The following is a 12,914-nucleotide window of genomic DNA, read 5'->3' on the forward strand; positions in this document are numbered from 1 at the left end:
TCGGGGGGAAACACGTACAGCTACCAGTGACCGCAGCCTTGGACCGTGAAAACGGTCAATCGATCACTAAGGACCTATCACTTTGTCGATAGGCTTGTTCCAGCCTGGCCGCCAGTGCGCGCTTGGCGGGCTGCTCGCCGTGAACCAGCTTGATCCGAGTCGGCCATCGGGACATTCCCGTTACGAATTCTAGCAACCCTTGCTGATCCGCATGCGCCGAATATCCGCCAAGGGTGATCACCTTGGCCCTTATGTCGTACAGGTCCCCGTCCAGATCAATCTTGACGAAGCCTTCGGCGCCTTCACTCGCCTGGATGACCGCGCCGGGAGTGCCTTTGGCCTGATAGCCGACGAAAACCACCTCATGACGCGGATCGCCGAGCATGGCCTTGAGGTAGTTGACGATGCGTCCGCCCGAGCACATGCCGTTGCCTGCGATGACGATCGCCGGGCGACCGGTACTTTTCAGGTAGTTGACCACTTGCTGGTGCCTGGCATGGGTATCGATATTGATGAGCTGGCGAAAACCCAGAGGCTTGCGGCCTTGCCCTCGGCGCTCGCTGGCTTCGGCATTCCAGTATTCGTGCAGGTCGCGGTAGGTCCGGGTAATGCGTTGGGCGAGCGGCGAATCGAGGATGACGGGGAGTTGCGACCAGTCCAGGGGTTGCGCGGGGTCCGCGTCGCGCTCGCTTTCCTGTAGCAGCGCCTTGCGATGGAGAATGTCCTCGATTTCGTACAGCAGCTCCTGGGTACGACCGAGGCTGAAGGCGGGAACGAGGATGGTGCCCTGGTCGGCCAAGGCGCGGTCGATCACCGTTTCGAGGCGTTGTTGACGATCGGCGTGATCATCGTGCAGGCGATCGCCGTAGGTGCTTTCGAGCACCAGTACATCGGCCCGCTCGGGTGACTGGAGACCGCGCAGCAAGGGATTGCCGGCGCTGCCGAGGTCGCCGGAGAAGACCACGCGGGAGCTGTCGGTATCGGTAGACCGGTGCACGTCGCACTCGACGTAGGCCGAGCCGAGCAGGTGACCGGCGCGCTGCAGGCGTATGCGGCAGTGCAGCCCCTCTCGCTCGACCACCGCGTGCCACTCGCCGAACGGCAAGGGCTGGATGAGTTTCCGGACGAATTCGATATAGCGCGCGACGGATGCCGGGTCGCTGGTGACGCTGAGCTTGTAGGCGTCTTCGAGCACCAGGGGCAGAAGCTTGGCCGAAGGTTCGCTGCACAGAATGGGACCGCGGTACCCGGCGGCCAATAATGCGGGGATGCGGCCTACATGATCCAGGTGAACGTGGGTGATGACCAGCGCCTGGATACCGGTGATATCGAATGCCAGGGACGCAGTGCCCGGCTGGGCGTCCGCACCCTGCTCCAGGCCACAGTCAACCAGCAGGCTGGTAGCGGCATCGAGGTGCAGTTGATGGCAGGAGCCGGTGACGCCGTGAGTGCCGCCATGATGTGAAAGGCTTGGATACTGCATTGGGATAACGCACTCCGAGACAGGTGAAGTGCGCTATTACGGCATATTGCTCTATCCCGGAGCATCGGACATTTTTCCGCTTTAAGTCAGAAACTTCCTTACTTGCTGGCGAGTGCCGCTTCGCGAGCCGAGGCACGGATCCTGCGCTTGCTGCGCAGTACTCCATACGCACCGAGAAACGGCCCGATGGCCAGGCCCACGATAAGCGCAACCAACACTGGCACGGCGACGGGCATGGCCGGAGCGGACCATCCGAACAGCACCAGCGAGACCGGCTGTTGGTTCTCGAGCACGAAGAACAGGACAACAGCCGCCAGCAGCAGCACAAAAAGCGCAACCAGTAGGCGCTTGAGATTACGCATCGATGGATTCCTTTTCGCTTCAGGCACGTGCTTGGTCGTGGTCGTCTTCTTCGTTGACGCGGTCTCGCAGTTCCTTGCCGGGCTTGAAGTGCGGCACGAACTTGCCATCCAGGCTTACTGACTGACCAGTCTTGGGGTTGCGTCCGACCCGAGCAGAGCGGTAATGCAAGGAAAAGCTGCCAAAACCTCGGATCTCGATGCGATCGCCGGTGGCCAGGCATTGCGACATCTGCTCAAGCATGGTCTTGATGGCCAACTCGACGTCCTTGGACGAGAGTAGTCCTTGATGGGTGACAATACGTTCGATCAGCTCCGACTTCGTCATATTTTTCCCTTCGTTATCAAGCAGCTAGATCATTGCTCCAGCTGTTTGTAGCACGCTTGGCGGGATTTGAACAGGGCTGATCTTGACTTCGGAAAAATAATCAAGACGTGGGGTTGGAGTTTTCATCCGGCTTTTCAGATGCTGACGCTTGGCCTTCGGCTTCTGAATCTTCTGGGAAGCTGATGGCCTATCGCGGGACAAGCCCGCTTGCCATCTGGAATGTGTCCAGCCTGTGCAACAGTGGTGAGTCCGTCGGCTGCCTGGAATATACCTTCATCACCCGCGCACCAGTGGCGAGCGGGCTTGTCCCGCGATGAGACCATCAGCATCACCGATGCATGTCCAGAGCGACCAACAAGCTCCAGCATCCACAAATCACCACCGGCATGCGGCTCAGTTTAGACACATCCAGACATCCCACTTTTCTCAAGCCAAAAAAAAGGGCGACCGAAGTCGCCCTTTTTTCCAAGACAGAACTTAGTTCTGCTTGGCCATCGCTTCGCGCAGCAGCGCAGCCATGGTGGTGTCGCCAGAAGCTTCCGGAGCGGTTTTCAGGCTCTGGATGGCTTCGCGCTCTTCAGCATCGTCCTTCGACTTGACGGACAGGCTGATGACGCGGCTCTTGCGGTCAACGCTGATGATCTTGGCTTCGATCTCGTCGCCTTCCTTCAGGACGTTACGCGCGTCTTCAACGCGGTCACGGCTGATTTCGGAAGCCTTCAGAGTCGCTTCGATGTCATCGGCCAGGGTGACGATGGCGCCTTTGGCGTCAACTTCCTTCACGATGCCCTTGACGATCGAGCCCTTGTCGTTGACAGCAACGAAGTTGGAGAACGGATCGTCTTCCAGCTGCTTGATGCCCAGGGAGATGCGCTCGCGCTCTGGGTCAACCGACAGGATGACGGTTTCCAGCTCGTCGCCCTTCTTGAAGCGACGCACGGCTTCTTCGCCGGCTTCGTTCCAGGAGATGTCCGACAGGTGAACCAGACCGTCGATGCCGCCGTCCAGACCAATGAAGATACCGAAATCGGTGATCGACTTGATGGTGCCGGAGATCTTGTCGCCCTTGTTGAACTGGCCAGAGAAGTCTTCCCATGGGTTCGACTTGCACTGCTTGATGCCCAGGGAGATACGACGACGCTCTTCGTCGATGTCCAGAACCATGACTTCCACTTCGTCGCCAACCTGAACGACTTTCGACGGGTGGATGTTCTTGTTGGTCCAGTCCATTTCCGAAACGTGTACCAGACCTTCGACGCCTTCTTCCAGCTCAGCGAAGCAGCCGTAGTCAGTCAGGTTGGTGACGCGCGCGGTCACGCGGGTACCTTCTGGGTAACGTGCCTTGATAGCAACCCATGGGTCTTCGCCCAGCTGCTTCAGGCCCAGGGATACGCGGTTACGCTCGCGATCGTACTTCAGGACCTTGACATCGATCTCGTCGCCAACGTTGACGATCTCGGATGGGTGCTTGATGCGCTTCCAGGCCATGTCGGTGATGTGCAGCAGGCCGTCGACGCCGCCCAGGTCCACGAAGGCGCCGTAGTCGGTGAGGTTCTTGACGATACCTTTGACCTGCTGGCCTTCCTGCAGCGATTCCAGCAGAGCTTCACGCTCGGCGCTGTTCTCGGCTTCCAGGACGCTGCGACGGGAAACGACAACGTTGTTGCGCTTCTGGTCGAGCTTGATGACCTTGAATTCCAGCTCTTTGCCTTCGAGGTGGGTGGTGTCGCGCACTGGGCGGACATCAACCAGGGAACCTGGCAGGAACGCACGGATACCGTTAACGTCGACAGTGAAGCCGCCCTTAACCTTACCGTTGATAACGCCCTTGACCACTTCTTCGGCGGCGAAAGCTGCTTCCAGAACGATCCAGCACTCGGCGCGCTTGGCTTTTTCACGGGACAGCTTGGTTTCGCCAAAGCCGTCTTCGACCGCGTCCAGCGCAACGTGAACTTCGTCACCGACCTTGATGGTCAGCTCGCCAGCTTCGTTGTAGAACTGCTCGAGCGGGATGACGCCCTCGGATTTCAGGCCGGCGTGGACGGTAACCCAGTCACCATCGATGTCGACAACGATACCGGTGATGATTGCACCAGGCTGAAGATTGAGGGTCTTCAGGCTTTCTTCAAAGAGTTCTGCAAAGCTTTCGCTCATTTTAATTCCTGTAGATTCGGGCGAAACAGACGCCCATAACCACATTCCAGACAATGTGGGTTTCGTTCATATAAAGGAAAGCGGGCAGGACGTTGACTGGTGCCCCTGCCTGCTATCCTGGTCATCATGCGAGGTCGCGCAAAGCGATCTCGCTCCTGATGCGTTGCAACACCTGCTCGATGGACAACTCCGTGGAATCCAGCTGAATGGCATCGACCGCCGGCTTGAGCGGGGCTACCGCGCGCTGGGTGTCGCGCTCATCGCGCTCACGTATCTCATCTAGCAGACTCGACAGACTAACATCTTCATTCTTGGCCTTCAACTGCAGATAGCGGCGACGCGCGCGCTCCTCCGCACTGGCGGTGAGGAAGATTTTCAACGGCGCGTCCGGGAACACGACCGTTCCCATATCGCGACCGTCCGCGATCAGGCCGGGCGCTTCGCGGAAAGCGCGCTGGCGTTGCAGCAAGGCATCGCGCACCGCCGGCAGCGAGGCAACCATGGAGGCGCCGGCGCCCACGGTCTCGGTACGGATGACATGGCTGACATCCTCGCCTTCGAGCACGATCTGCTGCAGCTTACCTGGCTCGGCCGCGATGAACTGCACATCCAGATGGGCGGCGAGCGCCTTGAGCAGCTCTTCGTTGGTCAGGTCGACGCGATGGTTGCCGGCAGCAAACGCCAGCAGGCGATAGAGCGCGCCCGAGTCCAGCAGCCTCCACTTCAGCTCGCGAGCCAGGATGCCGGCAATCGTGCCCTTGCCCGACCCGCTTGGTCCGTCGATGGTGATGACCGGCGCTGGCGAGTTCATGACTTGCCCTCTTCCGCCACCCGGATACCGACTTCGGCGCACAGCGACAGGAAGTTGGGGAAGGAAGTGGCGACGTTGGCGCAGTCATGGATGCGAATCGGCGCGCTGGCACGCAGCGAGGCGACACTGAAGGCCATGGCGATACGGTGGTCGCCATGCCCGTGCACTTCACCGCCACCGATCTGGCCGCCGTCGATGATGATGCCGTCAGGGGTCGGCTCGCATTTCACGCCGAGCGCCACGAGACCGTCAGCCATGACCTGGATGCGATCGGACTCCTTGACTCGCAGCTCTTCGGCGCCACGCAGCACGGTGCGACCCTCGGCGCAGGCAGCGGCGACGAACAGCACGGGGAATTCGTCGATGGCCAGCGGCACCAGATGCTCGGGAATATCGATACCCTTGAGCGCAGCGCCGCGCACACGCAGGTCGGCAACCGGCTCGCCACCCACCTCGCGCTGGTTTTCCAAGGTGATGTCACCACCCATCAGGCGCAGGATGTCGATCACGCCGGTACGGGTCGGGTTGATGCCGACATGCTCGAGCACCAGTTCCGAGCCTTCGGCAATGGAAGCCGCGACCAGGAAGAACGCCGCCGAAGAGATATCCGCCGGTACTTCGATCCGCGTCGCCGTCAGCGTGCCGCCGGCTTCCAGCGAGGCCACCGGACCATCGGTCCGCACGTCGTAGCCGAAGCCACGCAGCATGCGCTCGGTATGGTCACGGGTCGGCGCCGGCTCGGTGACGGTGGTGCGGCCTTCGGCATACAGGCCCGCCAGCAGCAGGCACGACTTCACCTGGGCGCTGGCCATTGGCAAGGTGTAGGTCAACGCCTTGAGCCTGGCGCCGCCACGGATCGTCAACGGCGGACGTCCTTCGGGACCGGTCTCGATGACCGCGCCCATCTCGCGCAGGGGGTTGGCGACGCGGTTCATCGGACGCTTGGACAGCGAGGCGTCGCCGGTCATGGTCACGTCGAACGGCTGCGCGGCCAGCAGGCCCGAGAGCAGGCGCATGGAGGTACCGGAGTTGCCCAGGTAGATCGGGCCCGGTGGCGGCTTGAGGCCATGCAGGCCGACGCCATGGATGGTCACTCGGCCATGCTGCGGGCCTTCGATGACCACACCCATGTCGCGGAAGGCCTGCAGGGTCGCCAGTGCGTCTTCGCCCTCCAGGAAGCCTTCGACTTCGGTGGTGCCCTCGGCCAGCGAGCCGAGCATGATCGAACGATGGGAAATCGATTTGTCGCCCGGCACACGAATTCGTCCGGACAGGCGGCCACCAGGTTGGGCCAGGAAAATCAGGTCGTTGGCGTTCATAGCGTCCACATAGGCCCGGCGGGCCAGGATTTTACTGAAATGCTCGCGGGCAACCCGGGCGCGCGTGAACACGCCCAGCAACTGATGCCCATCCCCTGCGTCGACCGCTTCGCGCAAGGCGTCGAGGTCGCTGCGAAAAGTATCCAGCGTGCGTAAGACAGCTTCACGGTTGGCGAGAAAGATGTCATGCCACATGATCGGATCGCTGCCGGCGATTCTCGTGAAATCGCGGAATCCTCCCGCAGCGTACCGAAAGATGTCGAGGTTTTCATTGCGCTTGGCCAGTGAGTCGACCAGGCCGAAGGCCAGCAGGTGCGGCAGATGGCTGGTGGCGGCCAGGACCTCGTCATGGCGCTCGACCGTCATGTGCTCGACGTCGGCATCCAGGGCGCGCCAGAGCCGATCGACGATGTCCAGGGCCTGAGGATCGGTCTCCGCCAGGGGCGTCAGGATCACCTTGTGGCGACGGAACAGCGCGGCGTTGGAGGCTTCCACCCCGCTCTGCTCGGAGCCGGCGATCGGATGACCTGGCACGAAGCGCGCAAGACGCCGGTCGAGAACCGCGCGCGCCGCCCGCACCACGTTGCCCTTGGCGCTGCCCACGTCGGTCAGCACGGCATTGCCCAGGTCGAGCGTCGCCAGGCGCGCCAAAAGCTTTTCCATGGCCAGGATAGGCACGGCCAGCTGGATCACGTCCGCGCCGATACAGGCCGCGGCCAGGTCTTCTTCGCAGCGATCGACCACGCCCAGCGCCACCGCTTGCTTGCGCGATGGCGCATCGAGGTCGACGCCGACCACTTCCCGACACAGCCCGCTTTCGCGCACACCCTTGGCGAAGGAGCCGCCGATCAGGCCGAGGCCCACGACCACCAGACGACCGATAATCGGCGCGGATTTGTTTGCTACCACATCAACCACGTGTGCGAACCCTGTTCAGAATGGCAGTCATTGCCGGATGAATCCATGTCGGCCCGCGAGATCGATTCGATTTGCGGGCCTCACAGACCAACTTCAACCTCAGAGTACCGCCTTCGGATACGAGCCCAGTACCTTCAGCCCCACGGCTTCCTGGCTGATCTTCTCCAGCACCGCCTTGATCAGCGGGTCACGGTGATGGCCGACGAAGTCGATGAAGAACACATAGGTCCACTTGCCGCTGCGCGAAGGACGCGTCTCGATGCGCGTCAGGTCGATGCCGTTGTCATGGAACGGCACCAACAGCTCGTGCAAGGCGCCTGGCTTGTTGCTCATGGAGACGATGATGGAGGTCTTGTCGTCTCCGGTCGGCGGTACTTCCTGGTTGCCGATCATGAGGAAGCGCGTGGAGTTGTCCGGACGATCCTCGATCTTCTCGGCCAGACGAGTCAGGCCGTACAGGGACGCCGCCATGTCACCGGCGATCGCCGCCGAATTCCACTCGCCCTTGACCCGCTTGGCGGCCTCGGCGTTGCTGGAGACCGCCACGCGCTCGACGTTCGGGTAATGGGCATCGAGCCACTTGCGGCACTGGGCCAGGGACTGAGCATGGGAGTAGATGCGGGTGATGCTGTCGGTCTTGGTGTTCTCGCCCACCAGCAGGTGGTGGTGGATGCGCAGCTCGACTTCGCCGCAGATCACCATGTCGTGCTCGAGGAAGCTGTCGAGGGTGTGACTGACCGCGCCCTCGGTGGAGTTCTCCACCGGCACCACGCCGAAGTTGACGGCACCGGCCGCCACTTCGCGGAAGACCTCGTCGATGGCCGCCATCGGACGGCTGACCACGGCATGGCCGAAGTGCTTCATCGCCGCCGCCTGGGTGAAGGTGCCCTCAGGGCCGAGGTAGGCGACCTTGAGAGGCTCTTCCAGGGCCAGGCACGAGGACATGATCTCCCGGAACAGGCGCGCCATCTCCTCGTTGCCCAGCGGGCCAGGGTTGCGCTCCATGACGCGCTTGAGCACCTGGGCCTCGCGCTCGGGGCGGTAGAAGACCGGCTTCTCGCCCTCGGCCAGCGTGGCCATCTTGACCCTGGCGACTTCCTGGGCGCAGCGGGCGCGATCGCTGATCAGCTCGAGAATCTTTTCGTCGAGGCTGTCGATGCGCACGCGCAGCGCCTTGAGCTCTTGCTCGACCATCAGGCGTGCTCCTTCTCGAATTCGGCCATGTAGGCCACCAGCGCCTCGACGGCATCGAGACCCAGAGCGTTGTAGATCGAGGCGCGCATGCCGCCGACCGAGCGATGACCCTTGAGGTTGAGCAGGCCACGCGCATCGGCGCCCGCCAGGAAGGCCTTGTCCAGGCGCTCGTCGGCGAGACGGAACGGCACGTTCATCCACGAACGGGCGTTGATGCTGATCGGGTTGCTGTAGAAGTCGCTGCCGTCGATGAACCCATAGAGGCGGTCTTTCTTGGCGCGGTTGCGCTGCTCCATGGCATCGACGCCGCCCTGCTCCTTCAACCACTCGAAGACCAGGCCCGACAGGTACCAGGAATAGGTGGCCGGCGTGTTGTACATCGAGCCGTTGTCGGCCGCGACCTTGTAGTCGAGCATGGTCGGGCAGCTGCTGCGGGCACGGCCGAGCAGGTCTTCGCGCACGATGACCACGACCAGGCCGCTCGGGCCGATGTTCTTTTGCGCGCCGGCGTAGATCAGGCCGTACTGCGACACATCGATCGGGCGCGAGAGGATGTCCGAGGACATGTCGACCACCAGCGGCACGTCACCGGTGGCCGGCACCCAGTCGAATTCCAGGCCGCCGATGGTTTCGTTGGAAGCGTAGTGGACGTAGGCGGCGTCCTTGGTCAGGTTCCACTCGTTCTGGCCGGGGATGGCCAGGTAGTCGTAGGGCTTGGCGCTGGCCGCGATGTTGACGTTGCCGAAGCGACGGGCCTCATCGATGGCCTTCTTCGACCAGATGCCGGTCTCGATGTAGTCGGCGGTGCCGTTCTCGGGCAGCAGGTTCAGCGGAATCTCGGCGAACTGCTGGCTGGCGCCGCCCTGGAGGAACAGGACTTTGTAGTTGGAGGGAATGGACAGCAGGTCGCGCAGGTCCTGCTCGGCCTTGTGGGCGATGGCCATGTAGTCGTCGCTGCGGTGGCTCATTTCCATCACCGACAGGCCCTTGCCGTGCCAGTCCAGCATCTCGGCCTGGGCACGCTGCAGGACAGCGTCGGGAAGCGCAGCAGGGCCTGCGCAGAAGTTAAAGGCTCGTTTGCTCACATCCACTCTCGCTCTGCTCTGTAAGTCAACGGGGCGACCTTGGTCGCCCCGCTCGGGTTGTTGCGCTGGGTTATTCCTGAGGTGCCTCGTCGCTGGCACCGGCTTCGTCGGCTGCCGTGTCCAGCGGATCGAGCGCCTCGACTTCGGCACCCTCCCCGCCTTCCTCGAGGATGTCGTCGAGGGCTTCCTCGGACGGCTCCTGGACTCGCTCCACGCCTACCAGGGTCTCGTCGGTGGCCAGCTTGATCAGCGTCACGCCCTGGGTGTTACGGCCCAGGCTGGATACTTCGCCAACCCGCGTGCGCACCAGAGTGCCCTGGTCGGAGATCAGCATGATCTCTTCGCCTTCCTGGACCTGGATGGCACCGATCAGCTTGCCGTTGCGGCCCTTGGTGCCCATGGCGATGACGCCCTGGCCACCACGACCGCGACGCGGGAACTTCGACAGCGGCGTGCGCTTGCCGAAACCACGCTCGGAGGCCGTGAGGATCTGCGCGCCCGACTCGGGGATCAGCATGGAGATCACCTGCTGGCCCTTGCCCAGCTTCATGCCGCGTACGCCACGGGCGTTACGGCCCATCTGGCGAACCACGCCCTCGGCGAAGCGAATCACCTTGCCCGCGTCGGAGAACATCATCACTTCCTTGGCGCCGTCGGTGATGGCCGCAGCGATCAGGGTATCGCCTTCCTTGAGCTTCAAGGCGATCAGGCCGCTGGTACGAGGACGGGCGAACTGCGCGAGCGGGGTCTTCTTCACGGTACCGGAAGCGGTAGCCATGAAGATGTAGGCGCCGGTCGGCTCGGCGACGAGCTCGGGGGTATCGCCCTCTTCCTCGTCGATTTCCTCGGCCTCGACCACTTCGCCTTCGATCACGTCCTCGGCGTCATCGAGCTCTTCTTCGGAGCCGATGCTCTGCTGCAGGGCCTCGAGGTCGATCTGCAGCATGGTGGTGATGTATTCGCCTTCTTCCAGCGGCAGCAGATTGACCAGCGGGCGACCGCGGGCGGCGCGGGAGGCCTCCGGGATCTCGTAGGTCTTGAGCCAGTACACCTTGCCCTTGCTGGAGAACAGCAACAGCGTGGCGTGGCTGTTGGCCACCAGCAGGTGGGCGATGTAGTCCTCGTCCTTGATACCCGTCGCCGACTTGCCCTTGCCACCGCGGCGCTGCGCCTGATAGGAGGACAGCGGCTGGGTCTTGGCGTAGCCGCCGTGGGAGATGGTCACCACGCGCTCTTCTTCCGGAATCATGTCGCCCAGGGTCAGGTCGAGGCGCGCGTCGAGGATCTGGGTACGGCGCACGTCGCCGTATTCGACACGGATGGCCTCGAGCTCCTCGCGGATGACCTCCATCAGGCGCTCGGCGCTGTTGAGGATGCGGATCAGCTCGCCGATCTGGTCGAGGATCTCCTGGTACTCGGCCAACAGCTTCTCGTGCTCCAGGCCGGTCAGGCGGTGCAGGCGCAGGTCGAGGATCGCCTGGGCCTGTTCCGGCGACAGGAAATACTTACCATCGCGCATGCCGTACTGTGCATCGAGGCTTTCCGGACGGCTGGATTCGGCACCGGCGCGTTCGACCATGAGCTGCACGGCGCTGGATTCCCAGGCGGTGCTGACCAGTGCTTCCTTGGCTTCCGACGAGGTCGGCGAGGCCTTGATCAGGGCGATGACCGGATCGATGTTGGACAGTGCGACTGCCTGGCCTTCGAGGATATGACCGCGCTCGCGCGCCTTGCGCAACTCGAACACGGTGCGACGGGTCACCACTTCGCGGCGGTGACGCACGAAGGCTTCGAGCAGGTCCTTGAGGTTGAGCAGGCGCGGGCGTCCGTCGATCAAGGCGACGATGTTGATGCCGAAGACGCTCTGCAGCTGGGTCTGGGCATAGAGGTTGTTGAGCACGACCTCCGGCACTTCGCCACGGCGCAGCTCGATGACGATACGCATGCCGTCCTTGTCGGACTCGTCGCGCAGCTCGGTGATGCCTTCGATCTTCTTCTCTTTCACCAGCTCGGCGATCTTCTCGATCAGCCGTGCCTTGTTCAGCTGGTAAGGCAGCTCGGTGATGATGATCTGCTGGCGACCGCCGACCTTGTCGATGTCCTCGATCTCGGAGCGGGCGCGCATGTAGATGCGGCCACGGCCGGTACGATAGGCCTCGATGATACCCTGGCGGCCGTTGATCAGGCCCGCGGTGGGGAAGTCCGGGCCCGGGATGAACTGCATCAGCTCATCGACCGTGATCTCGGCGTTGTCGATCAGCGCCAGGCAGCCGTCGATGACTTCACCGAGGTTGTGCGGCGGGATGTTGGTCGCCATGCCCACGGCGATACCGCTGGAGCCGTTGACCAACAGGTTGGGAATGCGGGTCGGCATGACGGCCGGGATCTGCTCGGTGCCGTCGTAGTTGGGCACCCAGTCGACGGTTTCCTTGTGCAGGTCGGCTAGCAGCTCGTGGGCCAGCTTGGACATGCGCACTTCGGTGTATCGCATGGCTGCGGCGTTGTCGCCGTCCACCGAACCGAAGTTGCCCTGGCCATCGACGAGCAGGTAGCGCAGCGAGAAGGGCTGGGCCATGCGCACGATGGTGTCGTAGACGGCCGTATCGCCGTGCGGGTGGTACTTACCGATGACGTCACCGACCACACGAGCGGATTTCTTGTACGGTTTGTTCCAGTCGTTGCCCAGTTCGCTCATCGCATAGAGAACGCGGCGATGCACGGGCTTCAAGCCATCACGCGCATCGGGCAGTGCACGCCCGACAATGACGCTCATCGCGTAGTCGAGGTAAGACTGTCTCAGTTCATCTTCGATATTGACCGGGAGGATTTCTTTGGCCAGTTCGCCCATGAGAAGCCTGATTCCTTTTTCTGGTGAAACCTCGCCGCGTCCGGGAGCGGACGGACGAAGCTCGCCGTCGCAGCGCGCAGCCGAGCGACGACATACGACAAATCAATGAGTTGAGCCATGGATCTGCGCAATGACGACCGCCTGAATGGGCGGCCTTGGAAACTGCCGGATATTACCACAAAGCCTGGTGGCATGGGAGTGCGGCAAGCGGTCCCGAATTTCCCCGTGGAGCGGCGTCACGGAGGCAGTGGCGCGGTGAATCATCGCGCAAGGAACAGATGCGGGGCGCTGCCACTGCCGCATCGCGGGACAAGCCCGCTCACCACAGGTACGCGGTGCGACAAAGATACGTTCCCAAGCCACCGGTGCGCGGTGCGGCAAAGATACGTTCCCAAGCCACCGGTGCGCGGTGCGG

9 protein-coding genes are annotated in these 12,914 nt (G+C 62.5%); all 9 read right to left on the reverse strand.

The annotated features are described in order from the left end of the window. Positions 1 to 55: 55 nt before the first annotated feature. Positions 56 to 1,483, reverse strand: a complete 1,428-nt coding sequence (locus G7009_RS22445) for an MBL fold metallo-hydrolase RNA specificity domain-containing protein (protein WP_181132288.1) — start codon at positions 1,481 to 1,483, stop codon at positions 56 to 58. A gap of 98 nt (positions 1,484 to 1,581) precedes the next feature. Beyond that, positions 1,582 to 1,845: a LapA family protein gene (locus tag G7009_RS22450; RefSeq protein ID WP_181132289.1), complete on the reverse strand. Its 264-nt coding sequence runs from the start codon at positions 1,843 to 1,845 to the stop codon at positions 1,582 to 1,584. A gap of 19 nt (positions 1,846 to 1,864) precedes the next feature. After that, positions 1,865 to 2,170, reverse strand: a complete 306-nt coding sequence (ihfB, locus tag G7009_RS22455) for an integration host factor subunit beta (RefSeq protein WP_181132290.1) — start codon at positions 2,168 to 2,170, stop codon at positions 1,865 to 1,867. A 477-nt stretch (positions 2,171 to 2,647) separates the two neighbouring features. Next, complete coding sequence (gene rpsA, locus G7009_RS22460) at positions 2,648 to 4,324, reverse strand: 30S ribosomal protein S1 (RefSeq protein ID WP_181132291.1); 1,677 nt, start codon at positions 4,322 to 4,324, stop codon at positions 2,648 to 2,650. Positions 4,325 to 4,448: 124 nt separating this feature from the next. Next, on the reverse strand, positions 4,449 to 5,135 hold the full coding sequence (gene cmk / locus G7009_RS22465; RefSeq protein WP_181132292.1) for a (d)CMP kinase: 687 nt from the start codon (positions 5,133 to 5,135) through the stop codon (positions 4,449 to 4,451). Next, a complete protein-coding gene (locus tag G7009_RS22470) occupies positions 5,132 to 7,339 on the reverse strand; it encodes a bifunctional prephenate dehydrogenase/3-phosphoshikimate 1-carboxyvinyltransferase (RefSeq protein WP_308813350.1) in 2,208 nt (735 codons plus the stop codon). The genes cmk and G7009_RS22470 overlap by 4 nt, the downstream gene beginning before the upstream one ends. 132 nt (positions 7,340 to 7,471) lie before the next feature. Beyond that, entirely contained in the window at positions 7,472 to 8,566 is a 1,095-nt protein-coding gene (gene pheA / locus G7009_RS22475) for a prephenate dehydratase (protein WP_181132294.1), read from the reverse strand. Further along, the gene (gene serC, locus G7009_RS22480) at positions 8,566 to 9,651 is read right to left on the reverse strand and encodes a 3-phosphoserine/phosphohydroxythreonine transaminase (RefSeq protein WP_181132295.1); all 1,086 of its coding nucleotides are present in this window, start codon (positions 9,649 to 9,651) and stop codon (positions 8,566 to 8,568) included. The genes pheA and serC overlap by 1 nt, the downstream gene beginning before the upstream one ends. A 70-nt stretch (positions 9,652 to 9,721) precedes the next feature. Then, positions 9,722 to 12,499 carry a DNA gyrase subunit A gene (gene gyrA, locus G7009_RS22485; RefSeq protein ID WP_181132296.1) on the reverse strand — a complete coding sequence of 926 codons (2,778 nt, stop codon included), beginning with the start codon at positions 12,497 to 12,499 and terminating at the stop codon, positions 9,722 to 9,724. Between the last annotated feature and the right edge of the window lie 415 nt (positions 12,500 to 12,914).

This window comes from Pseudomonas capeferrum (assembly GCF_013523055.1).
GTDB lineage: Bacteria > Pseudomonadota > Gammaproteobacteria > Pseudomonadales > Pseudomonadaceae > Aquipseudomonas > Aquipseudomonas capeferrum_A.

Excerpts from the sequence above, each read along its gene's own strand:
- G7009_RS22445 (WP_181132288.1), bottom strand. The coding sequence starts at position 1,483 with ATGCAGTATCCAAGCCTTTCACATCATGGCGGCACTCACGGCGTCACC.
- G7009_RS22450 (WP_181132289.1), bottom strand. The coding sequence starts at position 1,845 with ATGCGTAATCTCAAGCGCCTACTGGTTGCGCTTTTTGTGCTGCTGCTG.
- ihfB (WP_181132290.1), bottom strand. The coding sequence starts at position 2,170 with ATGACGAAGTCGGAGCTGATCGAACGTATTGTCACCCATCAAGGACTA.
- rpsA (WP_181132291.1), bottom strand. The coding sequence starts at position 4,324 with ATGAGCGAAAGCTTTGCAGAACTCTTTGAAGAAAGCCTGAAGACCCTC.
- cmk (WP_181132292.1), bottom strand. The coding sequence starts at position 5,135 with ATGAACTCGCCAGCGCCGGTCATCACCATCGACGGACCAAGCGGGTCG.
- pheA (WP_181132294.1), bottom strand. The coding sequence starts at position 8,566 with ATGGTCGAGCAAGAGCTCAAGGCGCTGCGCGTGCGCATCGACAGCCTC.
- gyrA (WP_181132296.1), bottom strand. The coding sequence starts at position 12,499 with ATGGGCGAACTGGCCAAAGAAATCCTCCCGGTCAATATCGAAGATGAA.